Origin of the sequence: Citrobacter sp. C1 (assembly GCF_014596895.2) — a bacterium.
Classification (GTDB): Bacteria; Pseudomonadota; Gammaproteobacteria; order Enterobacterales; family Enterobacteriaceae; genus Citrobacter; species Citrobacter gillenii.
The window spans coordinates 772,782-796,430 of the sequence record NZ_CP115035.1; the positions used below are offsets into that span (position 1 = coordinate 772,782).

Genomic DNA, 23,649 nt, shown 5'->3' on the forward strand with positions numbered 1-23,649 from the left:
GGATACCTAATCAGTTAGCGCCGCAATTTCTGGCGGGATCTGTTGCGGATGAATGATTTTAACCTGTTTGTGGCGGCCAAGCTCGCCCTTCTCAATAACGACCTGGCTTTTCGCCACACGGAACTGTTTACCGAGAAACTTCACCAGATGGCTGTTGGCTTGCCCATCGACCGGTGGGGCGGTAATGGCGACTTTTACTTCGTCGCCATGTAAACCCACAATACTGTCACGGCTGGCTTTAGGCTGAATGTAGAGCCGTAAAACCAGACCGTCATCGCAGAGTGTTACGGCACTCATAGCGCCATCCACAGCCCCGGCAGCAGCATGTTGCCTGTCGCTTGTAACACTTCTGCGATCCCCATGTTGATGACATAGAGCAGCAGCACCAGGATCATCGGGGAGAAGTCGATCCCGCCCATTCCTGGTAGGATACGACGAATAGGACGCAGCAGCGGATCCGCCAGTTGAATCAGTACGTATTCTACAGGGCTGCGGCCCTGGCTGACCCAGCTCATGATGGCCATCACCAGCAGTACCCAGAAAATCAGCAGCCCGATAGTCTTCAGGACGATCAGTACGGCGGCGATCCAGATAATGGGTTGGAACGTGACCACTTTGAACAGCACAATAGCTTTGATAAAGCTGAGCACTAACGCGACCAGTAACGATGCGCTATCAATCGGCCCCATCGGGGGAATAATTCGGCGTAACGGCCCAATAATAGGCTGAGTGATTTTTACAATGAACTGCGAAAACGGATTGTAAAAATCGCAGCGAGACCACTGCATCCACACGCGCAATAACAGCGCCATGGTATACAGCTCAATTACCGTTGAGAGCAGGAAGGTCAACGTATTCATGGTGTTCCTCAGTTTTCCTTAATTTTTTGTGTAATCACGAGCACCAAAAATGGCAGTGCCAATGCGCACCATCGTGCTACCCGCCGCGATGGCGGCATCCATATCATCAGACATTCCCAACGAGAGCGTATCGACTGTCGGGTAGCGTGTTTTCAACCCGGCAAATGCTACAGCCATTTGCTGTGCAACTTCAAACTGCCTTACATAATCTGACTCAGGCGCCGGGATTGCCATCAGTCCACGCAGGGTAATGCGCGGCAGAGCGGCGACGTCTGCGGCCAGGGCATCAAGCTCTGCCAGCGGAATACCTGACTTGCTGTTCTCATCGCTGATGTTTATTTGAATCAGCACATTTAGCGGCGGTAGGTCTGCCGGGCGCTGTTCGCTGAGTCGGGTGGCGATGCGCAAACGGTCTATCGTGTGGCACCAGTCAAAATGTTCAGCCACCAGACGGCTTTTGTTGGACTGCAACGGGCCGATAAAGTGCCACTGCAGTCCAGTCACGCCGTTTTCGCTGAAGTAGCGGATCTTATCTACGCCTTCCTGAACATAGTTTTCCCCAAAGGCATGCTGCCCGGCAGCAATGGCTTCTTCGATGGCGCTCGCAGGTTTGGTTTTGCTCACTGCAAGCAACGTAACGTCTTCTGAAGACCGCCCGCAACGCGTCGCGGCGGCTGAGATTTTCTCCCTGACATGTGCCAGGTTATGCGCGATATCGTTCATTTTCCGAGGATGTTCATATGAATATGGAAGAAATAGTGGCCCTTAGTGTAAAGCATAACGTGTCGGATCTACACCTGTGCAATGCATGGCCTGCGCGCTGGCGCATATGTGGAAGGGTAGAAATTGCCCCGTTTACCGCGCCTGACGTGGAGAAGCTGCTGATGTTATGGCTCAGTGAGCAACAACAGGTACAGTGGCGGGAAAAGGGTCAGGTTGATTTTGCTATCGCACTGGCGGATTCCCGGCGTTTACGGGCCAGCGCATTTACGCATCAGCAGGGAACGTCACTGGCGCTGAGACTGCTGCCGCTTGATTGCCCGTGCCTGGATGATCTCCAGACGCCCGCTGCGTTGCCAGAACTGCTGCACAGCGAAAACGGGTTGATTCTGGTAACCGGGGCGACGGGCAGCGGTAAGTCGACGACGCTGGCGGCGATGGTGGACTCTCTCAATCAGCACGTTGACGGGCATATTCTGACCCTGGAAGACCCGATTGAATACCGCTATACCAGCCAGCGTTGTCTGATCCAACAGCGTGAGATTGGCGTGCACTGCCTTTCTTTTGCTGCCGGCCTGCGGGCGGCATTGCGTGAAGATCCTGACGTGATTTTACTGGGGGAACTGCGCGACAGCGAGACGATTCGTCTGGCACTGACGGCGGCGGAAACGGGGCATCTGGTGCTGGCAACGCTGCATACGCGCGGTGCGGCGCAGGCGGTGGAGCGGCTGGTGGATACGTTCCCTGCACAGGAAAAAGACCCGGTGCGTAATCAACTGGCGGGTAGTTTGCGGGCGGTGCTCGCACAAAAACTGGAAGCCGACAGGCAGGGTGGGCGGGTGGCGTTATTTGAACTGCTGGTCAATACGTCGGCTGTGAGTAATCTGATCCGTGAAGGGAAAACCCACCAGCTACCCGGCGTGATACAAACCGGGCAACAGGCGGGTATGCAAACATTTGCCCAGAGCCTGCAGCAGCGTCAGGCGCAAGGCAGGCTGTAAATATGAGCCTTAGTAACCTTGTTCGAAATAGCTTTCGAGAATAACGACGGCAGACGCGGAGTCTACTTTGCCTTTATTCAGCGCCCGGTACCCGCCTTGCTCAAACAGGCCGGAACGTGCTTCGACGGTGCTCAGGCGTTCGTCATGCAGCGTGACCGTGACGCCAAAGCGGCCATGAATACGGTTGGCAAACTTGCGCGCGCGCGCAGTAAGCGGCTGCTCGGTGCCGTCCATATTGAGCGGCAGACCGACAATGATTTCATCCGGTTGCCACTCTTTTAGCAGGCGTTCAATCACGTTCCAGTCTGGCGTGCCGTCCTGCGCTTTGATGGCAGGCAGCGGTCTGGCAGTACCTGTAATGCGCTGACCAATCGCCACGCCAATACTTTTGGTCCCAAAATCAAAGGAGAGTAATGTTTCGCTCATTATGCGTGTCCCGCCACGCCAGGCATGGTCAGGATATCGATCCCGATAAGTCTGGCCGCGTCGCGCCAGCGGTCGGCAATCGGCGTTTTAAACAGAATATTGAGATCCGCGGGGGCGGTGAGCCAGGCGTTATCCAGCAACTCTTGCTCCAGTTGGCCTTTTTCCCATGATGAATACCCCAGGGCGACCAGTACCTCGGAAGGTTGTTCCTGAGTGCCTAAGGTTTCCAGTACATCGCGGGAAGTGGTGATAATGGTGTTGTCCGAAATACGAATGCTGGAGGCAAAGCGTGAAGGAGGGGTATGCAAAATAAACCCACGCTCTTCTGCTAACGGGCCTCCGAGCATCACGGCTTTATCCAGGCGAATCGCCGGATCGCGTGTCTCAGGGGTAATCTTCAGCTTTTCCAGAATCCCTGCAATCTGTAAGTTTTCCAGGGGTTTATTGACGATAATCCCCATTGCGCCATTTTCATTATGTTCGCAAATGTAGACCACGGAACGGCGGAAAATCGGATCCTGGAGAGCAGGCATGGCAATAAGAAAGTGATGCTGTAAATTCATTGTCAGAGGTTCTGTTTCCTGGTTCAAAAAAGCAACAACGGTCAGTATGCGAGGAAAGCGTTAAGTTGTCACCCTCTGAAAATAACATTGCCGGATATCGGCTTCGCCTTATCCGGCCAACGGGGTGCAATTGTAGGCCGGATAAGACACCGTGGCGTCGTCATCCGGCGCAGGTTTACTTGGCTAAGCGAGCTTCAATGGCATCCATCAGCATACCGGTAATGGACACCGGGAACTCCGCCTCAATTTCGCGAATACAGGTTGGGCTGGTGACGTTAATTTCCGTCAGGCGATCGCCGATGATATCCAGACCGACAAAAATCAGTCCTTTGGCTTTCAGCGTTGGCCCGATACGACGTGCAATTTCCCAGTCGCTGTCGGTCAGCGGACGAGGTTCGCCACGGCCACCGGCCGCCAGATTACCACGGGTTTCACCGCCCTGTGGAATGCGTGCCAGGCAGTAGGGAACGGGTTCGCCATCGACCACCAGTACGCGTTTGTCGCCGTCTTTAATTGCCGGCAGGTAGTTCTGCGCCATGCAGTAGCGGGTACCGTGTTCGGTCAGCGTTTCGGCAATTACACCGAGGTTCGGATCGCCTTCCTTCACGCGGAAGATCGATGCACCGCCCATGCCGTCCAGCGGCTTGAGAATGATATCGCTGTGTTTTTGCCAGAAGGCTTTCAGCTGCGCTTTGTTACGCGTGACCAGCGTTTCTGGCGTCAGGTCCGCGAACCAGGCGGTGAACAGCTTTTCGTTACAATCGCGCAGGCTCTGCGGTTTGTTCACGATCAGCGTCCCTTGCTCTTCTGCACGCTCCAGAATATAGGTGGCGTAGATGAACTCGGTATCAAACGGCGGATCCTTACGCATCAGAATGACGTCCAGGTCAGCCAGTGGTAGATCTTGTTCGCTGTTGAACTCATACCATTTGTCGTAGTTCTGCTCTACGCTCAGGGTACGCGTGCGGGCGCGGGCTTCACCGTTAATCAGATAAAGATCGGCCATCTCCATATAGTGAAGTTCGTAACCACGACGTTGTGCTTCCAGCAGCATAGCAAAGCTGGAATCTTTCTTGATGTTGATGCTTGCGATGGGATCCATCACGATGCCGAGCTTGATCATTGTTCTTCTCCGTTAGCCCAGATCGCCAAATCGCACCTGTAGCGCGGTAATGGCGGTGAGCGCAGTTGTCTCAGTACGCAGAACGCGAGGTCCTAACAGAATATCAGTAAACTGATAGCGTGCAGTCATGGCAATTTCATCTGCCGACAGCCCGCCTTCCGGGCCAATCAGCAGCCGGATGCGCTCTACCGGCAGCGGAAGCGTGTTAATACTGGCGCTGGCACGCGGGTGCAGGTTCAGTTTTAGCCCCACGTCCTGCTCGGCACACCAGGCTTCCAGATCCATTGCCGGGCGAATTTCAGGCACCCGGTTACGACCGCATTGCTCGCAGGCGGCAATCGCAATTTTCTGCCACTGCTGGAGCTTCTTGTTCAAGCGTTCACTGTCCAGTTTAACGCCGCAGCGCTCAGAAAAAAGTGGCGTAATGAGGCTTACACCCAGTTCAATCGATTTCTGGATAGTAAATTCCATTTTTTCACCGCGCGACATCACCTGCCCAAGATGAATGTGCAAGGGAGATTCGCGATCGTCGAGTTCGGCGCTCAGTATCTTCACATCCACGCTTTTCTTGCTGGCGTGGGTGATCTCGGCGTCAAACACCTGGTTGCTGCCGTCAAATAGTTGAAGAGCCTGGCCCGGTCCCATGCGCAGCACGCGACCGATATGGTTGGCGGCATCCTCACACAGTGAAATTTGGCTGCCTGCCGTGAGTGGTTCAGGGTGATAAATGCGAGGAATGCGCATAGTTAACCATCCGCGTCATGGCCCTGACCGACAAAACGGCAGGGCATGGGTTAAAATATTGACGCTAGTGTAGGTTAGCTCTTTTGCGCCTGGCAAGCGCGTTGCACGTATGGGTTATGGTTGCCCTGTACCTTCGCAATACGTTCGTCGCGTTCGCACTCCCAGTCGGTCACTGGATACTGTTTATTCCAGGCGTTAAAAAGCTGGGTTTGCTGACGGGAAAGCGTCAGGTTGTACTGGTCGCGCATGTAAAAATAGGTGCGCGCGATGGCGCCGCGAGCGCGCGCAGGCGGCTCAGCCACTTTTTCTTTGAAATCGACCTTCATGTCACACTGCCCATACTGGCCTTCGCCGCCGTTCCACTGGCTGTACATAAAGTTCGCGCGATCGCCATTTACTTCACCCACTGCCGGTTGCAGGTTGTGCATATCGCTTTCCATCTTGCGATAGACCGGATCTTTGGCGCAATTTTTACGTCCACCGTCCTGCCAGCACTGGCGTTGATGACCAAATTGCCAGGCCGGAACCACGTGTTCCCATTCAATACGGCTGGCGCGGTTTTCGTTTTTCCGCACTTTATAGCCGCAGGATTCGAGGTCAACGACCCCTTTTTTGCCCTGCCAGTTAATTTTACAGCCGCAGTAGAAATCGCCGGGCGCATCGGCATTAATTTTTACACCAGCGGCTTTCGCTTGGGAGAAGCTGTTGATACCTTCGGCGAATGCCGGGCCAGAGAGTGCAGTAGCCAATAACGCCACTGCCATAGAAAGATTACGGTACATCACACACTCCGTGTCAAAACGAGCCCGCAACGTAACGAAAGCGTCGGGCAGATGCAATCAGCTAAATCATATAAGTTCCAGAAATTACTTTTGAGTAACAAGGCGCTATCGGCGGATTATTGTTTGCTTGTTTAGCGCGCCTGCTCATACAGTAGCGTGTCACGAGCGCGAACCAGGGCGTTGCGCAGATTGCCCAGATAACAGCCGTTTTTATCGAATTAATGACCGGGAAAAAAGATGAAGAAAGGGTTGAGCGCGTTTCCGCTTACGCCGCTGAGGGCGGGTGAGATTGATGAAAATACATGGCTTTCTCTGATTGAGAATATTGCCGGTGCCGGCGTTGATTCCATCGGTGTGCTGGGTTCTACCGGGAGCTATGCCTACCTGACGCGTGAACAGCGCCTACGCGTTACCCGGCTTGCACTTGAGGCGGCATCTGATATCCCCGTTATTACCAGCATTGGCAGCGTACGAGTCGAAGAAATTCTGCATCTTATGGATGATGCGCAGCAGGCGGGTGTCAGTGGCGTTTTGATGGCCCCGGTCTCTTACCAGCGGCTGAACGTGGATGAAGTTTTTGATCTGTACGATCGAGTCACTCGCGAGCTGTCGGTGCCGCTATGTATTTATGATAATCCCGCCACCACCGGGTTTGAATTTAGCGATGACCTGCTTATCGCGCTGTCAAATTTACCGGCTATTGGTTCGATTAAACTGGCTTCATTCACCTCTGAACGGATCGCCAGGCTAAAAAACAGTCTTCCGGCAGGCGTCTCTATTGGTGTCAGTGGCGACGGTCAGGCTGCCTCAGGGCTGTTAGCCGGAGGCGATGTCTGGTATTCCGTCCTGGCAGGCTTGTTCCCGCATTATTCACGTGCTTTAGCCAATGCCGCGTTGACGGGAGATCACGTCAAAACCCGGCAACTGGATAGCGCGCTCCAGCCTCTGTGGGCCTTTTATCAACGGCACGGTAGCCTGAGGGTGATCGCGACGGTGGCAGAAATGATGGGGAAAGTGTCTGCGCCTTGTCTCCCCTTTCCGCTGCAAACGCTGAAGGGGGAGGAAAGGCTCTTATTGCAGGAAACGTTGAGTTCATTATCTTTTTTGGATTGATGAACGAGGATGTCAGGCCTTCGCCGGGTTTTCCTGCGGCCCGGGAATCAACGGTTCGCCACAGTGGACGCAGCGGTAGGTGGCCTCACCACGCACAATGCGGTTATGTCGGCGGACGGTCAACTGATGCTCCTGGCACTTGCAGCGGTAAGTAAAGGTATTGCGCTGCACGGATTGCAGTTCGAACTGATGCGTACGCCGGGCCGGAACGCCCAGCACGCTCTCCATCATCCATTTCCACTCTTTCCCGTGAGGCGGTACGCGGCCAAAGTGCTTCCACACCAGCAAATGTGCCAGTTCATGCGGTACGACCTCGTTGATAAACGCCTCGACGTTTTCCATCAGCAGCACCGGGTTGAGGCGAATTTCATTGCTTTGCAGCCACGCTGTACCCGCAGCAGTGCCGCGCTGTTGGTACACAAGCTTAGGTTCCGGATAATTGCGTTCGAGCTTGAGATTGGCGAGGGCAAGTTTTTCCCGCAGGCTGCGCATAACGGCTTGCTGGATGGCGATGGGGAGACGAGAGGTTTTCATAACGCCAGAGGATAGTGCGACAGGAAAAGGACTGCAAGAGGCAGGCTTCCCCCCGCGAGGGGAGGAAGCCGCAGGTGATTAGTCGTGTGCGCCAATTTCGCGCAGTTTACGGCCTTTCATCAGGTTACGTTCAATGTGTTCCAGGGAGACGTTTTTGGTTTCCGGAATCAGCCACAAGGTCAGGAAGATGAACAGGACGTTCAGGCCGCCGTAGACCCAGAAGGTGTTGGCGCTGCCCAGCGAGTTCAGCATCGTCAGGAAGGTTGCGCCGACGATCATGTTGGCAATCCAGTTGGTTGCGGTAGAGCAGGTGATACCGAAATCGCGGCCTTTCAGCGGCTGGATTTCAGAGCACAGTACCCAAATCAGCGGACCGGCACTCATCGCGAAGCCAACGATAAACATCAGCAGCATCAGTACGGCAAAGTACTGGGCGGCAGCGGAGTGGATACCAATGTGCATCATTGTGCCCAGCACGCCCATACCGATAGCCATCACGATAAAGCCGAGGATCAGCGTCGGTTTACGGCCCCAGCGGTCAACCAGGCCAATGGCGATAAAGGTCGCCAGCACGTTGGTCAAACCCACGATAACGGTGCCCCACATCTGCTCAGTGGTGTTGGTATAACCCGCCAGTTCAAAGATTTTTGGTGCGTAGTACATGATGACGTTCATCCCGGTGAACTGCTGCATCACCTGTAACAGTACGCCAAGGAATACCGCGCGGCGGAAGTTGCTGTTTTCTTTAAACAGCGCCCAACCGCTTTGTTTTACCTGCAGGCTTTCACGAATTTCATCCAGCTCGCGTTTCGCTTCTGCACTGGTATCACGCAGACGTAACAGCACGCGTTCAGCATCGACGAAGCGACGTTTAGCGGCGAACCAGCGCGGGCTGTCCGGCAGGAAGAACACGCCAACCAGCAGCAGCAGGGCAGGAATGATGATCACGCCCAGCATCCAGCGCCATGCACCGCTATAGCTAAAGGCGGTATCGGATAGATAGGCCCCGAGGATCCCGATGGTAATCATCAGCTGATACATGGAAATCATACTGCCACGAATTTTTTCCGGTGCAATTTCAGATAGATACAGTGGCGCAGTGTAAGACGCAACGCCCACGGCCAGACCCAGCAGGATACGGGAGAGAAGCAGTACTTCTACGTTAGGCGCCGCGGCGGAGAACAGCGAGCCGGCGACAAACAGGATCGCGCCGATCATCAGGCTTTTTTTACGTCCAAGCTTGAAGGAGAGCCAGCCGCTGCCGACAGCACCTACAGCTGCGCCAAACATCATGGAGCTGACCACCCATTCCTGAGTGTGCGGGGTAATTTGAAACTCGTCGGTGATGAACGGTAATGCACCGGCAATCACGCCGATATCCAGGCCAAAAAGTAATCCTGCCAGGGCGGCAAGAAAGCAGACAAAAAATGTCATGGCTTTGTTGGAACGCCCCTGTTTTTTATTCCCAGGCATGATGCCCTCCAGGTTGGGTAACTTATTTTTGTTGATGTTAAGGGTAGGTGAGTACGGGGTGAAAAAATGAGATTAATATCACATTAGTGTAATCGTTTACACTAGCATTCACGGCTGTTATAAGTTAATTATTTGAAAAATATGCAATTTCATAAAAATGAAAAATGAGTGATTGCCTGGAATTAAGACGATACTGAAAAGTAATGTAACAATAATGAAAATGCAGAAATTAAGGGATGTAAAATCAATTCATTATGATAATGACTGGATGTAATCGCTTTCATTTGCATTGAAGGTCAGGGAGGAGAGGGACGTTAAGGTACAGGCAAAAAAAAGACCAGCCTTAAGGCTGGTCCTGGTAAGCGGGGGTATTCAGTAAATTACTTCAGTCCGGCAGCTTCGCGCAGCTGTTGCGCTTTGTCGGTTTTTTCCCATGGGAAATGTTCGCGACCAAAGTGGCCGTAGGCTGCGGTTTCTTTATAGATCGGGTGCAGCAGATCCAGCATCTGGATCAGGCCGTATGGACGCAGGTCGAAGAACTCACGCACCAGCAGGGTCAGCTGTTCAGTTGGCACTTTCTCGGTACCGAAGGTTTCGACCATGATAGAGGTAGGTTCTGCCACGCCAATAGCGTAGGAAACCTGAATCTCACAGCGGTCAGCCAAACCGGCAGCCACGATATTTTTCGCGACATAGCGGGCTGCGTAGGCTGCAGAACGGTCAACTTTAGACGGATCTTTACCTGAGAATGCGCCGCCACCGTGACGCGCCATGCCGCCGTAGGTATCAACGATAATCTTACGGCCGGTCAGACCGCAGTCACCCATTGGGCCACCGATAACGAAACGGCCGGTTGGGTTGATGAAGAATTTGGTCGATGCGCTCAACCACTCGGTCGGCAGTACCGGCTTGATGATCTCTTCCATCACTGCTTCTTGCAGTGTTTTCTGGTCAACATCTTGAGAGTGCTGAGTAGACAGAACCACCGCATCAATACCGACAATTTTGCCATCGTCATACTGGAAGGTGACCTGGCTTTTCGCATCCGGGCGCAGCCACGACAGGGTGCCGTTTTTACGCACTTCAGCCTGACGTTGTACCAGACGGTGAGCGTAAGTGATTGGTGCCGGCATCAACACGTCGGTTTCGTTGGTGGCATAACCAAACATCAGACCCTGATCGCCCGCGCCCTGTTCCAGCGGATCGGCACGGTCAACGCCCTGGTTGATATCCGGGGACTGTTTACCGATAGCGCTCAGTACTGCGCAAGAGTTAGCGTCAAAGCCCATGTCGGAATGCACATAGCCAATTTCGCGAACCGTATTACGCGTGATCTCTTCGATGTCGACCCATGCGCTGGTGGTGATTTCACCGCCAACTAAAACCATACCGGTTTTGACATAGGTTTCGCAGGCGACGCGTGCTTTCGGATCCTGTTCGAGGATTGCATCCAGCACGGCATCAGAGATTTGGTCAGCGATTTTGTCAGGATGCCCTTCTGATACGGACTCGGACGTAAAAAGGTGTTTTGCCATATTTAATTTCACCTAAGGAGAATTTGGTTAGCTCAAACTGTCGAGTGGAATAGCCATGTGTAGAAGATTCTACCATGAGTCTGCAGATTTCGGACACTGGCAGTCTGAGTGTTAATCGGTATAGATGGATTAACATCTGGACGGCTATTTTAGGACAGTTCTTCGCCCGATTTCCAGCTTTTTTTGACTACGGTCGCATTGTACCGAAAATGTAACTGGAAATTTTTCCTGACGGTGCTGGCAATGCGCGCATTTATCTTTTGCTTTTTCGTACTCTTATCGGTATAAAACGCGGCGCGCGGCTTATACAAAAAGCACACGACGTTTTCATCGTGTCGCCACTTCCAGCCGGGTTAACACTTTAGCTTTGGCTTGTGGGTTCGTTCCGTCTGGAGCGACCGTGGAGGTGATACGAGATAATGAACCGTTGTATTCTGCTGAATCTGCCACACCGTTCAGGTGTGCATATGTCCCCCGCAATCTGCATCTCTGCTTTGCATACCTGTCGATGTTATATACATAAAATCATTCATGCTGCGTCGAGGCTGCATGAAGGACGAAGTGTATACCCATCCCGGCGTATCTCAGGACTCAAGAGCCGGTAACGGTCACTAAGGACTGAACAAGGGCGCTCTTGGTAAACAAGAGTTTTCTCGTGGTTTCGCCGAACTGTCAGTATTACGTTCGGTAACGTGTTTACAATGAAATGATAAAGAAACCGGTCGCACAGTCGGAGCGTCAGCACTATCTGCTGGAAAATCTGCCTGTTTATGGGTTGTTATCGCTTCTTCGGATTGCGATAGTAGTCAACTGTTTTACACTTGTTAATAAAATTTGAGGTTCGCTATGTCTGACGACATTTCTATGGGTTCGCCTTCGTCAGCAGGCGGACAGGGTGTACTACGCTCCATGCAGGAGGTTGCAATGAGTTCCCAGGAAGCCAGCAAGATGCTGCGTACCTACAATATTGCCTGGTGGGGTAATAACTACTACGACGTCAACGAACTCGGTCACATTAGCGTGTGTCCGGACCCTGACGTCCCGGAAGCACGTGTTGATCTTGCCGAGCTGGTAAAAGCTCGCGAAGCGCAGGGGCAACGTCTGCCTGCGCTGTTCTGTTTCCCACAGATCCTGCAACACCGTCTGCGTTCGATTAACGCCGCATTCAAACGCGCCCGCGAATCTTACGGCTACAAGGGTGATTATTTCCTCGTTTATCCGATCAAGGTTAATCAGCACCGTCGTGTGATTGAATCGCTGATTCACTCCGGTGAGCCGCTGGGACTGGAAGCCGGTTCTAAGGCCGAACTGATGGCGGTTCTGGCGCATGCGGGCATGACCCGCAGCGTGATTGTCTGTAATGGTTACAAAGACCGCGAATACATTCGTCTGGCGCTGATTGGCGAGAAGATGGGCCACAAGGTCTATCTGGTCATTGAGAAGATGTCTGAAATCGCGATCGTGCTGGATGAAGCCGAACGGCTGAATGTGGTCCCGCGTCTGGGCGTGCGTGCGCGTCTGGCCTCGCAAGGTTCTGGTAAATGGCAGTCCTCCGGTGGTGAAAAATCCAAGTTCGGCCTGGCGGCGAACCAGGTACTGCAACTGGTGGAAATTCTGCGCGAACGCGGTCGTCTGGACAGCATTCAATTGCTGCACTTCCATCTCGGTTCACAGATGGCGAACATTCGCGATATCGCCACCGGCGTACGTGAATCTGCGCGTTTCTACGTTGAGCTGCACAAACTGGGCGTAAACATCCAGTGCTTCGATGTGGGTGGTGGCCTCGGCGTGGACTATGAAGGGACACGCTCGCAGTCTGACTGTTCGGTCAACTACGGTCTGAACGAATACGCCAACAATATTATCTGGGCGATTGGCGATGCCTGTGAAGAACACGGCCTGCCGCATCCGACGGTAATTACCGAGTCCGGCCGTGCGGTAACCGCGCACCATACCGTGCTGGTGTCTAACATCATCGGCGTTGAGCGTAGCGAACACACCGAAGCTACGCCTCCGGCTGACGATGCGCCGCGTGCCCTGCAAAGCATGTGGGAAACCTGGCAGGAGATGCACGAACCGGGCACCCGCCGTTCGCTGCGTGAATGGCTGCACGACAGTCAGATGGATTTGCACGATGTTCACATTGGCTACTCATCCGGAACCTTCAGCCTGCAGGAGCGCGCGTGGGCAGAGCAGCTGTATCTCAACATGTGCCATGACGTGCAGAAACAGCTCGACCCGAGCAACCGCGCGCATCGTCCGATCATCGACGAGCTGCAGGAGCGTATGGCGGATAAGATTTACGTCAACTTCTCACTGTTCCAGTCGATGCCGGATGCGTGGGGGATCGATCAGCTGTTCCCGGTCATGCCGCTGGAAGGACTGAACCAGGTCCCTGAGCGCCGTGCGGTGCTGCTGGATATTACCTGCGACTCTGACGGTGCTATTGACCATTATGTTGACGGCGATGGTATTGCTACCACCATGCCGATGCCGGAGTACGATCCTGAGAACCCGCCGATGCTGGGCTTCTTTATGGTTGGCGCATACCAGGAAATCCTTGGCAACATGCACAACCTGTTCGGCGATACCGAAGCGGTCGACGTATTTGTCTTCCCGGATGGTAGCGTTGAAGTTGAGCTGTCTGATGAAGGGGATACCGTCGCGGACATGTTGCAGTACGTGCAGCTGGATCCAAAAACGTTGCTGACCCACTTCCGCGATCAGGTTAAACAGACCGATCTGGACGATGCGCTGCAACAGCAGTTCCTCGAAGAGTTCGAGGCTGGATTGTACGGCTATACCTATCTCGAAGACGAGTAAGGTTGTTCTGGGTCGCTTGAACCTGGACAAATTAGCGGCGATAATTCGCCCATACACGTAGTCACGTAAATCAATCCCTTCCTCGTCGGGCTTAACGACGCGGAGGGGATTTTTTTTAACCGATTTTATAAGAGGTCAGTACATGAGCACCTTAGGTCATCAATACGACAACTCCTTGGTTTCTAACGCCTTTGGTTTTTTACGTCTGCCGATGAATTTCCAGCCCTACGACAGCGATGCCGACTGGGTTATTACCGGCGTACCGTTTGATATGGCGACGTCTGGTCGTGCGGGTGGGCGTCATGGTCCGGCAGCGATCCGTCAGGTGTCGACCAATCTGGCCTGGGAGCACAACCGCTTCCCGTGGAATTTTGACATGCGTGAACGCCTGAACGTCGTGGACTGCGGCGATCTGGTGTATGCGTTTGGCGATGCGCGTGAAATGAGTGAAAAATTGCAGGCGCATGCTGAAAAGCTGCTTTCTGCCGGCAAGCGCATGCTCTCCTTCGGCGGTGACCACTTCGTCACGCTGCCGCTGCTGCGCGCGCACGCTAAGCACTTTGGTAAAATGGCGCTGGTGCACTTTGATGCCCACACCGACACCTATGCTAACGGCTGTGAATTTGACCACGGCACCATGTTCTATACCGCGCCGAACGAAGGCCTGATCGATCCGAACCATTCCGTGCAGATCGGTATTCGGACCGAGTTTGACAAAGACAACGGCTTTACCGTACTGGATGCCTGCCAGGTGAACGATCGCAGCGTGGATGACATCATTGCGCAGGTGAAGCAGATTGTCGGTGACATGCCGGTTTACCTGACCTTTGATATCGACTGCCTGGATCCGGCGTTTGCTCCGGGTACGGGTACGCCAGTGATCGGCGGTCTGACGTCGGATCGTGCGATCAAACTGGTGCGTGGCCTGAAGGATCTGAATATTGTCGGGATGGATGTAGTCGAAGTGGCTCCGGCCTACGATCAGTCTGAGATCACCGCGCTGGCAGCAGCAACGCTGGCACTGGAGATGTTGTATATCCAGGCGGCGAAGAAAGGCGAATAACGGATTTCGGACAATTTTGCCGGATGTCGCTGACGCTAATCCGGCCTACATTGTTGTTGAATCTGTAGGCCGGATAGGCGTTTACGCAGCCATCCGGCACTGTTTGAAGATTACTTAATTCCGTCTGCGCTCATGCGGTCGCGAATATGTTGCGCACGTTCGGCGGAGGCTGGATGGTCGTCAAACATTGAGCTTTGACGACCGGCTTCCAGTTTTGCCAGTTTCTCAAAGCTGGTGGCTAAGCCTGCCGGATTAATACCGCGTTTGCGCAACAAATCATACGAGTAATCATCCGCTTCGGATTCCTGACGTTGGGAGAACTGCGAGTTCACCAGTTTTTCTCCCAGATCGCCAAGCTGAGACTGCGACAAGCTGCCGACGATGCCGCCCGCAGAGGCCGCTGCGGCACGCACGGCGTTGGTTCCCAGCGCAACTTGCATTCCTTTCTTCACGTGACCCAGCGCAACGTGGCCCATTTCGTGACCAATAACCGCCTCAACTTCGTTATCGGTCATCATATCCATCAGGCCGCTGTACACGCGGATGCAGCCATTTGCCATCGCAAACGCGTTGACGTCTTTCGCCACATAGACTTTGTAATTCACCGGCTGTCCGTTGATGTTATCGCCTAGCGCAGCGGCGATTTTGCTCAGTCGTTTGGTATATTCACTGCTGGCAGGAGCAATGGTCGCTTTGCTGTCCATATCCTGGCAGGCTTGGTTGCTCAGCGCGATGACCTGAGCATCGCTCAGACTGTAGGCCTGGAAAGCACCTGCGCCAGATGAAAGTAGTCCGTTGGAGTCCATATTCTGGCAGCCGGTCAATGCCGTTGCCATGCTCATAGCAAGCAGTAAAGCGCGAATTTTCATTTTTTCTCTTCCGCACGAAGTCAGGATTATTCTAAAAAATGCGTCGTTTGCAGGTAATGCGACGCTCAACCTAAGTATAAAGAAAAGAACAACAAGCGGGCGAGAAGATTGCGCAACATGCGTGCAGGATCCAGAGATTTCTGAAGCGGTAAAAGGATGCTCCATGTACATGGCACGCGGCTTGGGTTACATTGTTGGCACTTTTTTCCGGCGTAGCCCAAAACGCTCTGTCGTCAAGTCGTTCCGGGCACAGCCTTCATTATCCGATCTGGAGTCAAAATGTCCTCACGTAAAGAGCTTGCCAATGCTATTCGTGCGCTGAGCATGGACGCAGTACAGAAAGCCAAATCCGGTCATCCGGGTGCCCCGATGGGTATGGCTGACATTGCCGAAGTCCTGTGGCGTGATTTCCTGAACCACAACCCAAATAACCCGTCCTGGGCTGACCGTGACCGCTTCGTGCTGTCAAACGGTCACGGCTCAATGCTGATTTATAGTTTGCTGCACCTCTCCGGCTACGACCTGCCGATGTCTGAGCTGCAGAACTTCCGTCAGCTGCACTCCAAAACGCCGGGTCACCCGGAAGTGGGTTATACCGCGGGTGTGGAAACGACTACCGGTCCGCTGGGTCAGGGCATCGCTAACGCGGTGGGTATGGCTATCGCTGAAAAAACGCTGGCGGCGCAGTTTAACCGTCCAGGTCACGACATTGTTGACCACTTCACCTACGCCTTCATGGGCGACGGCTGCATGATGGAAGGTATCTCTCACGAGGTATGTTCTCTGGCTGGTACGCTGAAGCTGGGCAAACTGATTGCGTTCTACGATGACAACGGTATTTCTATCGATGGTCACGTTGAAGGCTGGTTCACTGATGACACCGCGAAGCGTTTCGAAGCTTACGGCTGGCACGTGGTGCGTGGCGTTGATGGCCATGATGCTGATGCGATTAAGCGCGCAGTAGAAGAAGCCCGCGCAGTGACTGACAAACCGTCCCTGCTGATGTGCAAAACCATCATCGGTTTCGGTTCCCCGAACAAAGCTGGCACCCACGACTCTCACGGTGCACCGCTGGGCGACGCAGAAATTGCACTGACACGCGAGCAGCTGGGCTGGAAATACGCGCCGTTTGAAATCCCGTCTGAAATCTACGCACAGTGGGATGCGAAAGAAGCAGGTCAGGTTAAAGAAGCGGCGTGGAACGAGAAATTCGCTGCTTATGCGAAAGCCTTCCCGCAGGAAGCCGCTGAATTCACCCGTCGTATGAAAGGTGAAATGCCATCTGACTTCGATGCGAAAGCGAATGAGTTCATTGCTAAACTGCAGGCTAATCCGTCCAAAATCGCCAGCCGTAAAGCATCCCAGAACGCTATTGAAGCGTTTGGTCCTATACTGCCAGAATTCCTCGGTGGTTCCGCTGACCTCGCCCCATCTAACCTGACTATCTGGTCTGGTTCTAAAGCCATTAACGAAGACGCTGCTGGTAACTACATCCATTACGGTGTTCGTGAATTTGGTATGACCGCTATCGCTAACGGTATCGCGCTGCACGGTGGTTTCCTGCCGTACACCTCTACCTTCCTGATGTTCGTTGAATATGCCCGTAATGCGGTGCGTATGGCGGCACTCATGAAACAGCGTCAAGTGATGGTCTATACCCACGATTCCATCGGTTTGGGCGAAGATGGCCCGACTCACCAGCCGGTAGAGCAGGTTGCTTCTCTGCGCGTGACCCCGAACATGAGCACATGGCGTCCATGTGACCAGGTTGAATCTGCGGTAGCGTGGAAATACGGCGTTGAGCGTCAGGACGGTCCGACCGCGCTGATCCTCTCCCGTCAGAACCTGGCACAGCAGGAACGTACTGAAGAGCAGCTGGCAAACATCGCACGCGGTGGTTACGTGCTGAAAGATTGCGCTGGCCAGCCTGAGCTGATCTTCATTGCTACCGGTTCTGAAGTTGAACTGGCGGTGGCTGCATGGGACAAACTGACGGCGGAAGGCGTTAAAGCGCGCGTGGTCTCCATGCCGTCTACCGATGCATTCGACAAGCAGGATGCCGCTTATCGCGAATCCGTGCTGCCGAAAGCTGTCTCTGCTCGCGTGGCAATTGAAGCGGGTATCGCGGACTACTGGTTCAAATACGTGGGCCTGAACGGCGCTATCATCGGTATGACCACCTTTGGTGAGTCTGCTCCGGCTGAGCTGCTGTTTGAAGAGTTTGGCTTCACCGTAGACAACGTGGTTGCGAAAGCCAAAGAACTGCTGTAATTACGATTACAACGGTATAACGGGTCGCTCAGGCGGCCCGTTTTTTTTGTGCGTCAGATTTTTTCTTGGCGTAGCTGACCCGTTTCAAGGCGCACTACGCGAGAAAAATGACGCTGCGTAAATGCAACGTCATGGCTGATCGCGACCACGCTAGTACCCCGTGCGCGGCACACCGCGAGCCAGTTCTCAAATATCGCCAGCCAGTGTGCGTCAAAATCCCGGCTCGGTTCATCAAGCAGAAGAAGGGCCGGTGCCATGGCTTCAAGGCTGGCGACGGCGACCATACGTCGTTGCGCGGTGTGCAGATCCAGCGGATGAGCGTCGGCGACGTCCGCTAACTGACATAACTGCAGGGCTGCTGCAGTACGTTGCGCAATCTCTGCTAGCGGGCGCTTTTGTAACCGTAAACCAAAGGCCACTTCCTCTACGACCTTGCTGTGAAAAATTTGGTTTTCGGCTTCCTGAAACAATACGCCGAGCACCTTAGCTCTTTCGCGGTTTTTCAGTTGCGCAATCGACCTGTCACTCAAGATTATCGTGCCAGAGGAGGGGGGCAGAAGGCCCGCCATGATGCGCAGCAGCGTGGATTTTCCCGCGCCATTATCGCCCGTCAGCGCCAGCCATTCACCGGCGTTAAGATTAAGCGAGATGTTGTGCAGGCAGTTATAAGAGGCATTCGGCCAGCGATACGTCACCTGGTTAAGCGTTAGCATTGTGGGGATAGCGCTCCGTCACGCAGTTGCCATACCTGCTGACAATGGCTGATAAAAGGGGGGTGGTCGCGTTCGAAAAGCACAATCAACGCCTGTTGTTCCTGCGCCCATTGATGCAACCGATCCAGCAACATACTGGTGGCCTGCGCCGTCAGACGACTGAATGCTTCATCCAGAATCAATATTCTGGGTTGCATGGCTAGTGCGCTGGCAATGACCACCCGCTGTGTTTCTCCGCCGGAAAGCGTTCCTGGATGGCGATGGCGCAACGACTGGCATTCCGTCAGTGTGAGTGCCGCGTCAATTCGACGCATAATTTCAGCCTCCTGCAGGCAGAGGTTCTCCGGGCCGAATGCCACTTCTTCCTCCACGCTGAATGTGCAGCCAGAAAGCTGCAGATAAGGCGATTGCTGCACCAGTTGGATGGTACACGACTGCTCGACGAGTGACAGTTGTCCGACAGGATTTCCCAGCAACTTTCCTTTCCCTTCAATCTCTCCGGGAAGAAAATCAGGGTACCAGCCTGCCATCAGCTGTGCCAGCGTACTTTTTCCGCTGCCGTTATCACCGAAAATCGCCACCATTCCGGGTTCTGCATAGTGGAAGTCAAAGCAGGCTGGTGGGCGCGTGGCGTGCGTCGGGAGATAGCGAAACTGCTCTAGCGTAACCATATCCACACTCCTGCTTCGACCAGCATGGCGAGTACCATCGTGTAGCGGGCAATGCGTTGTAAGGTGCTGTCCTCCGGTGCCCATAACGTTGTGCGTCTGCGATGCAAACGAAAGGCCCGCATGTCCAGTGCCGCCCCGCGAACCACCAGATCGTTAAGCGCATTATGCGTGAGTGGCACGATCAGCGCTGGCATGGCGCGCAGCCGTTGATACCAGTGCTCGTCCAACGGCACGCCGCGCGCGCGCTGGGCTTCGCGAATAATCGCCAACTGGCGTTTGAGTTGCTCAACAACCAGCAGCGGGCCTGCAAACAGGTAGGCAACGCCGGGCGGCAGGCGGGAGGCAAACAGGGCGCGAATAAACCGCGATACCGGCACGTACTGCATCCACAGCTGTGACGTTGACACAATTGCCAGGATCCGCAGCCACAGCGTGATGGCATCGGCCCACCGTTGTGGCGTGCGCGGTTGTCCGCTTATCCATTCGGTCAACCAGCCACCGTGGACCAGCCACAATCCAACGCCCAGGGGCACCATCAACCAGACGACATATTTCGCCCGGGGACGCGTGGCTGGCATACAGAGTAAGAACAGGAACACGACCGTGCTGTAAACGGTAAGCGGTATTCCCGCGGGTAGCAGCAATGTGGAACATGCGGCCAGCGCCCACAGGGTTAACGAGGTAAACGGGTGCATTTAGCGCACAGCAGACATCGTTGGAAAATGACGTGTGGTGCGCAATGGAAGCTGGCGCAACAGTACCCAAACAATCACGGCGGTGAGAATTTTATCTACCAGATTGGCGCCAATCACCGTGACAGCCACCGACTCAACCAGACCCTCGCCAACCGAGTGCATCCAGGCAACAAATAAATCAGCGCCGCTGCCGGTCACGCCGCCAAACAAGGTGGTGCGGATAGGCACGGCAACGACAGTGACGGCCAGGGTAATGATCACGCCGCTGAACACCACTTTCGGTAAGGTACGAAACCATCCTGCTCGTGCCAGCCATCCTGCGACCAGCCCGATAACCATGGCTACCGGCGCGAAGGCGGCAGCGATCGGATCGGTGAGTAACCCCCACAGCAGGTTGGTGAGTAATCCCGTTAACATTCCCACAATCGGGCCTAATAGCACCGCGCTGATAATGGTGCCGATGGAGTCGAGAAAAATAGGCAGTTTCACCATGCTGATGAGCTGTCCACCGACCATATTGATGGCAATGGCAATAACAATCAGTACCAGTGACTGGCTGGAAAATTGGTGACGCGCCATAGAAAACCTCTTTAAAGTGAAGCGTTAACGGGATGTGATAACCAGTTCGTCATAGCCGGAAACGACACAAGGTTGGCGGCTAAACGCCAGCTCTGTGAGTTCGCCAATCACCAGTTCCAGCGTGGTACGCACGGTACAGCCCGGCATCATGTGGCCTCCCAACATCGCGCCCTGTGGGTCAGAAACCGCAAGATGCAGGTGTTCGCCGGTCAGTTCCAGCGTGCCGTTCAGGGAGATAATTTCCCAGGTGCCGGTGAGCAATGTGGTTTCTTCCTGACCCGCGAAGCGTAAGGCAACGTGGGTTAAACTTCCGGTACAACCGGCAATCCAGGCGGCATGTAATTGATGCTGTTGGATAAAATCGTGCAGTCGGGAAAAGACTTCCTGGCCAGGGAGTAAACGCAGCGCATGAAAGCGAGCTGCAGAGGCGTGAGGAGAGTATGTGACCATAGGTTGAGGGACTCCGAGACTCGGACGTAGCGCTGATAATATAGACGCTGGCTAGGGTGCTTTCTGATATAAATCAGGATTTGTGACACGGCAACGAAATAATCTTGCTACGCTTATTCGCAATTCTGGAATATGGAATAAATTTAGCGGGGCAGAGCGTTAAAATGTGATGTAAGTCAGATAACGGTGTTCTGTTGCTGGACAATCATTCCTTTTATTCCTTGTTTCGCTTATTCTAGCTGAAGCGTTTCAGTCGATTAAATGTTCGACAATTAATCAAACAGTCGCAGTTTGCGACAGGTAAGGTTTCCCTGAGCGATTTGCTGCATTACTCTGTCAGCCACATCGTTTCTGAGAAATCCTTGCAGGAGACCTATGACCGTACGCGTAGCGATTAATGGTTTCGGTCGCATCGGGCGCAACGTGGTTCGTGCTTTGTATGAATCCGGGCGTCGGGCGGAAATCACCGTGGTGGCCATCAACGAATTGGCGAGTGCTGAAGGCATGGCGCATTTGTTGAAATATGACACCAGCCATGGACGTTTTGCCTGGGATGTTCGCCAGGAACGCGACCAGCTCATTGTTGGCGACGACGCGATTCGCATTCTGCATGAGCGAACACTCGATGCGCTTCCGTGGCGCGAACTGGGTGTTGACGTCGTGCTGGACTGTACGGGGGTCTTCGGTAGCCGCGAACACGGCGAAGCGCATATTGCCGCAGGTGCAAAAAAAGTGCTCTTTTCACATCCTGGTAGTCACGACATCGACGCAACCGTTGTGTTTGGCGTTAATCAGGATCAGCTGCGCGCTGAAGACCGGATCGTTTCCAACGCCTCCTGCACCACGAATTGCATTATTCCCGTTATTAAATTGTTGGATGATGCTTACGGCATCGAGTCCGGCACCGTTACGACGATCCACTCCGCGATGCACGATCAACAGGTTATTGATGCCTATCATCCCGACCTGCGTCGTACGCGAGCAGCCAGTCAGTCGATTATTCCCGTTGATACCAAACTGGCGGCGGGGATCACACGAATTTTTCCACAATTTAACGATCGTTTTGAAGCGATTGCGGTGCGTGTACCGACCATAAATGTGACGGCGATCGACTTAAGCGTGACGGTGAAAAAACCAGTAAAAGCGAGTGAAGTCAACCAGTTGCTGCAAAAAGCAGCACAAGGTGCATTTCATGGTATAGTTGACTATACGGAATTACCGTTGGTCTCTGTAGATTTTAACCACGACCCGCACAGCGCCATCGTTGATGGTACGCAAACGCGCGTAAGTGGTGCTCACCTGATCAAAACATTGGTCTGGTGCGATAATGAATGGGGCTTTGCTAACCGCATGCTCGACACAACGTTAGCGATGGCTGCTATTGGTTTCAGGTAAGGCGCGTGAGCGCTTGCAAAACTTTAAGAATCAACGAGAGGATTCACCATGTCTGTAATTAAGATGACCGATCTGGATCTTGCTGGTAAACGTGTTTTTATCCGTGCGGATCTGAACGTACCAGTTAAAGAAGGGAAAGTAACCAGCGATGCGCGTATCCGTGCGTCTCTGCCGACCATCGAACTGGCCCTGAAACAGGGTGCAAAAGTGATGGTAACTTCCCACCTGGGTCGTCCTACCGAAGGCGAGTACAACGAAGAATTCTCTCTGCTGCCGGTTGTTAACTACCTGAAAGACAAACTGTCTAACCCGGTTCGTCTGGTAAAAGATTACCTCGACGGCGTTGACGTTGCAGCCGGTGAACTGGTGGTTCTGGAAAACGTTCGCTTTAACAAAGGCGAGAAGAAAGACGACGAAGCACTGTCTAAAAAATACGCTGCACTGTGCGACGTATTCGTCATGGATGCTTTCGGTACGGCTCACCGTGCGCAGGCTTCTACTCACGGTATCGCGAAATTCGCTGACGTTGCTTGCGCGGGTCCGCTGCTGGCCGCTGAGCTGGACGCACTGGGTAAAGCTCTGAAAGAACCGGCTCGTCCGATGGTTGCTATCGTTGGTGGTTCTAAAGTTTCTACCAAACTGACCGTTCTGGACTCTCTGTCTAAAATTGCTGACCAGCTGATCGTCGGCGGTGGTATCGCCAACACCTTCGTTGCTGCGCAAGGCCACAACGTGGGTAAATCCCTGTACGAAGCAGACCTGGTTGATGAAGCCAAGCGCCTGCTGACTCTCTGCGACATCCCGGTACCGGCTGACGTTCGCGTAGCAACTGAGTTCTCTGAAACTGCGCCTGCAACGCTGAAATCTGTTAACGACGTGAAAGAAGACGAGCAGATCCTGGATATCGGTGACGCATCTGCACAGCAGCTGGCTGAGATCCTGAAGAATGCAAAAACCATTCTGTGGAACGGCCCGGTTGGCGTGTTTGAATTCCCGAACTTCCGCAAAGGGACTGAAATCGTGGCTAACGCCATTGCCGACAGCGAAGCATTCTCTATCGCTGGCGGCGGCGACACCCTGGCGGCTATCGACCTGTTCGGCATCGCTGACAAAATCTCCTACATCTCCACTGGTGGCGGCGCATTCCTCGAGTTCGTGGAAGGCAAAGTTCTGCCAGCAGTAGCCATGCTCGAAGAGCGTGCTAAGAAGTAATTCAGTTCAGGCGGGGTGACCCGCCTGTTTTTCA

General features: G+C 53.8%; 25 protein-coding genes and 1 pseudogene. 9 read left to right on the plus strand and 17 right to left on the minus strand.

Annotation, left to right across the window (positions count from 1 at the left end):
* Positions 1-6: 6 nt before the first annotated feature.
* The 3 genes from yggU to IB214_RS03730 are packed head-to-tail and all read right to left on the minus strand — an operon-like array spanning position 7 to position 1,583.
* Complete coding sequence (gene yggU / locus IB214_RS03720) at positions 7-297, minus strand: DUF167 family protein YggU (RefSeq protein ID WP_115257511.1); 291 nt, start codon at positions 295-297, stop codon at positions 7-9.
* The gene (locus IB214_RS03725; RefSeq protein ID WP_096755742.1) at positions 294-860 is read right to left on the minus strand and encodes a YggT family protein; all 567 of its coding nucleotides are present in this window, start codon (positions 858-860) and stop codon (positions 294-296) included. The genes yggU and IB214_RS03725 overlap by 4 nt, the downstream gene beginning before the upstream one ends.
* An 18-nt stretch (positions 861-878) precedes the next feature.
* A complete protein-coding gene (locus tag IB214_RS03730; protein WP_096755743.1) occupies positions 879-1,583 on the minus strand; it encodes a YggS family pyridoxal phosphate-dependent enzyme in 705 nt (234 codons plus the stop codon).
* Between the two features lie 17 nt (positions 1,584-1,600).
* Here IB214_RS03730 and IB214_RS03735 point away from each other — a divergent pair, with 17 nt between their 5' ends.
* Complete coding sequence (locus IB214_RS03735) at positions 1,601-2,581, plus strand: type IV pilus twitching motility protein PilT (protein ID WP_117342644.1); 981 nt, start codon at positions 1,601-1,603, stop codon at positions 2,579-2,581.
* A gap of 9 nt (positions 2,582-2,590) precedes the next feature.
* Here IB214_RS03735 and ruvX read toward each other — a convergent pair whose 3' ends face one another.
* The 5 genes from ruvX to endA all read right to left on the minus strand — a co-directional run bounded on the left by ruvX (position 2,591) and on the right by endA (position 6,219).
* The gene (gene ruvX / locus IB214_RS03740) at positions 2,591-3,007 is read right to left on the minus strand and encodes a Holliday junction resolvase RuvX (RefSeq protein ID WP_096755745.1); all 417 of its coding nucleotides are present in this window, start codon (positions 3,005-3,007) and stop codon (positions 2,591-2,593) included.
* A complete protein-coding gene (locus IB214_RS03745; RefSeq protein WP_117342643.1) occupies positions 3,007-3,570 on the minus strand; it encodes a YqgE/AlgH family protein in 564 nt (187 codons plus the stop codon). Before IB214_RS03745 ends, ruvX begins: the two co-directional genes overlap by 1 nt.
* 175 nt (positions 3,571-3,745) lie before the next feature.
* Positions 3,746-4,693: a glutathione synthase gene (gene gshB, locus IB214_RS03750; protein WP_117342642.1), complete on the minus strand. Its 948-nt coding sequence runs from the start codon at positions 4,691-4,693 to the stop codon at positions 3,746-3,748.
* Positions 4,694-4,705: 12 nt separating this feature from the next.
* On the minus strand, positions 4,706-5,437 hold the full coding sequence (rsmE, locus tag IB214_RS03755; protein WP_117342641.1) for a 16S rRNA (uracil(1498)-N(3))-methyltransferase: 732 nt from the start codon (positions 5,435-5,437) through the stop codon (positions 4,706-4,708).
* A 74-nt stretch (positions 5,438-5,511) separates the two neighbouring features.
* The gene (gene endA / locus IB214_RS03760) at positions 5,512-6,219 is read right to left on the minus strand and encodes a deoxyribonuclease I (RefSeq protein WP_117342640.1); all 708 of its coding nucleotides are present in this window, start codon (positions 6,217-6,219) and stop codon (positions 5,512-5,514) included.
* A 237-nt stretch (positions 6,220-6,456) separates the two neighbouring features.
* Here endA and IB214_RS03765 point away from each other — a divergent pair, with 237 nt between their 5' ends.
* Positions 6,457-7,332 carry a dihydrodipicolinate synthase family protein gene (locus tag IB214_RS03765; protein ID WP_117342639.1) on the plus strand — a complete coding sequence of 292 codons (876 nt, stop codon included), beginning with the start codon at positions 6,457-6,459 and terminating at the stop codon, positions 7,330-7,332.
* Between the two features lie 12 nt (positions 7,333-7,344).
* Here IB214_RS03765 and IB214_RS03770 read toward each other — a convergent pair whose 3' ends face one another.
* The 3 genes from IB214_RS03770 to metK all read right to left on the minus strand — a co-directional run bounded on the left by IB214_RS03770 (position 7,345) and on the right by metK (position 10,874).
* Complete coding sequence (locus IB214_RS03770; protein WP_115257518.1) at positions 7,345-7,866, minus strand: SprT family zinc-dependent metalloprotease; 522 nt, start codon at positions 7,864-7,866, stop codon at positions 7,345-7,347.
* 78 nt (positions 7,867-7,944) lie between these two features.
* Complete coding sequence (gene galP / locus IB214_RS03775; RefSeq protein ID WP_096755752.1) at positions 7,945-9,339, minus strand: galactose/proton symporter; 1,395 nt, start codon at positions 9,337-9,339, stop codon at positions 7,945-7,947.
* 380 nt (positions 9,340-9,719) lie between these two features.
* Positions 9,720-10,874, minus strand: a complete 1,155-nt coding sequence (gene metK, locus IB214_RS03780; RefSeq protein WP_115257519.1) for a methionine adenosyltransferase — start codon at positions 10,872-10,874, stop codon at positions 9,720-9,722.
* A gap of 419 nt (positions 10,875-11,293) precedes the next feature.
* Here metK and IB214_RS03785 point away from each other — a divergent pair.
* The 4 genes and pseudogenes from IB214_RS03785 to speB all read left to right on the plus strand — a co-directional run.
* Positions 11,294-11,386, plus strand: a pseudogene (locus tag IB214_RS03785) (hypothetical protein); the annotation flags it as partial.
* 194 nt (positions 11,387-11,580) lie between these two features.
* Entirely contained in the window at positions 11,581-11,712 is a 132-nt protein-coding gene (gene yqgB, locus IB214_RS03790) for an acid stress response protein YqgB (RefSeq protein ID WP_115257520.1), read from the plus strand.
* Between the two features lie 8 nt (positions 11,713-11,720).
* Positions 11,721-13,697: a biosynthetic arginine decarboxylase gene (speA, locus tag IB214_RS03795; protein WP_096755755.1), complete on the plus strand. Its 1,977-nt coding sequence runs from the start codon at positions 11,721-11,723 to the stop codon at positions 13,695-13,697.
* Positions 13,698-13,839: 142 nt separating this feature from the next.
* Positions 13,840-14,760 (plus strand): agmatinase, encoded by a 921-nt coding sequence (speB, locus tag IB214_RS03800; protein ID WP_096755756.1) that lies wholly within the window; start codon positions 13,840-13,842, stop codon positions 14,758-14,760.
* A 110-nt stretch (positions 14,761-14,870) separates the two neighbouring features.
* Here the strand turns inward: speB and IB214_RS03805 are convergent, their stop codons facing one another.
* The gene (locus IB214_RS03805) at positions 14,871-15,629 is read right to left on the minus strand and encodes a M48 family metallopeptidase (RefSeq protein ID WP_096755757.1); all 759 of its coding nucleotides are present in this window, start codon (positions 15,627-15,629) and stop codon (positions 14,871-14,873) included.
* A 279-nt stretch (positions 15,630-15,908) separates the two neighbouring features.
* Here IB214_RS03805 and tkt point away from each other — a divergent pair, with 279 nt between their 5' ends.
* Complete coding sequence (gene tkt, locus IB214_RS03810; protein WP_117342638.1) at positions 15,909-17,900, plus strand: transketolase; 1,992 nt, start codon at positions 15,909-15,911, stop codon at positions 17,898-17,900.
* 53 nt (positions 17,901-17,953) lie between these two features.
* On the opposite strand, the gene IB214_RS03815 is transcribed toward tkt, so the two are convergent.
* From IB214_RS03815 to IB214_RS03835, 5 genes are read right to left on the minus strand one after another with little or no spacing between them, the layout of a single operon-like run.
* Entirely contained in the window at positions 17,954-18,613 is a 660-nt protein-coding gene (locus IB214_RS03815; protein ID WP_117342637.1) for an ATP-binding cassette domain-containing protein, read from the minus strand.
* Positions 18,607-19,284 (minus strand): energy-coupling factor ABC transporter ATP-binding protein, encoded by a 678-nt coding sequence (locus IB214_RS03820; RefSeq protein ID WP_117342636.1) that lies wholly within the window; start codon positions 19,282-19,284, stop codon positions 18,607-18,609. The genes IB214_RS03815 and IB214_RS03820 overlap by 7 nt, the downstream gene beginning before the upstream one ends.
* Entirely contained in the window at positions 19,272-19,979 is a 708-nt protein-coding gene (locus IB214_RS03825) for an energy-coupling factor transporter transmembrane component T (protein WP_117342635.1), read from the minus strand. The genes IB214_RS03820 and IB214_RS03825 overlap by 13 nt, the downstream gene beginning before the upstream one ends.
* On the minus strand, positions 19,980-20,558 hold the full coding sequence (locus IB214_RS03830) for an ECF transporter S component (protein ID WP_117342634.1): 579 nt from the start codon (positions 20,556-20,558) through the stop codon (positions 19,980-19,982).
* Positions 20,559-20,582: 24 nt separating this feature from the next.
* Positions 20,583-21,008, minus strand: a complete 426-nt coding sequence (locus IB214_RS03835; RefSeq protein ID WP_115257526.1) for a PPC domain-containing DNA-binding protein — start codon at positions 21,006-21,008, stop codon at positions 20,583-20,585.
* A 375-nt stretch (positions 21,009-21,383) separates the two neighbouring features.
* Between IB214_RS03835 and epd the strand changes: the two genes are divergently transcribed.
* Positions 21,384-22,403: an erythrose-4-phosphate dehydrogenase gene (gene epd / locus IB214_RS03840; protein ID WP_096755770.1), complete on the plus strand. Its 1,020-nt coding sequence runs from the start codon at positions 21,384-21,386 to the stop codon at positions 22,401-22,403.
* Between the two features lie 48 nt (positions 22,404-22,451).
* Positions 22,452-23,615 (plus strand): phosphoglycerate kinase, encoded by a 1,164-nt coding sequence (pgk, locus tag IB214_RS03845; RefSeq protein ID WP_096755771.1) that lies wholly within the window; start codon positions 22,452-22,454, stop codon positions 23,613-23,615.
* Positions 23,616-23,649: the final 34 nt, after the last annotated feature.